The organism is Bacillus sp. JJ1521 (genome assembly GCF_036965165.1).
Taxonomy (GTDB): Bacteria; Bacillota; Bacilli; order Bacillales; family Bacillaceae_L; genus Ferdinandcohnia.
Map to the genome: position 1 here is coordinate 1 of NZ_JBALOX010000262.1, position 322 is coordinate 322.

The following is a 322-nucleotide window of genomic DNA, read 5'->3' on the forward strand; positions in this document are numbered from 1 at the left end:
TACCTTCCGAAGCGATTGCCTAGACCAGAGAACCGGTGGCGCCTGGAGTTAGACTTGGAAAAATAGATACAAGATAATACTAGAGGGGTTCATAAAATGAAAGTAAAATGTGTAATTTGTGATAAAATCGAGGATATTGAGCAAGAATCCAGCCTCGCTAAACGACTTAGAAACCGCCCAATCCATACATATATGTGCCAAGAGTGCCATGATCGCATTGAAACAAGAACAAACGAAAGAATCGCAACAAATAAATTCAAGCTGTACCGCAAGAAGAAGACTGATGACGATTGGTGGTAAAAGAGAAATGCGCAAGCGCCTT

1 protein-coding gene is annotated in these 322 nt (G+C 41.3%); it reads left to right on the top strand.

The annotated features are described in order from the left end of the window. Positions 1-96: 96 nt before the first annotated feature. Positions 97-300 carry a YlaI family protein gene (locus tag V7147_RS24260; RefSeq protein WP_335370362.1) on the top strand — a complete coding sequence of 68 codons (204 nt, stop codon included), beginning with the start codon at positions 97-99 and terminating at the stop codon, positions 298-300. Positions 301-322: the final 22 nt, after the last annotated feature.

Excerpts from the sequence above, each read along its gene's own strand:
- V7147_RS24260 (WP_335370362.1), top strand. The coding sequence starts at position 97 with ATGAAAGTAAAATGTGTAATTTGTGATAAAATCGAGGATATTGAGCAA.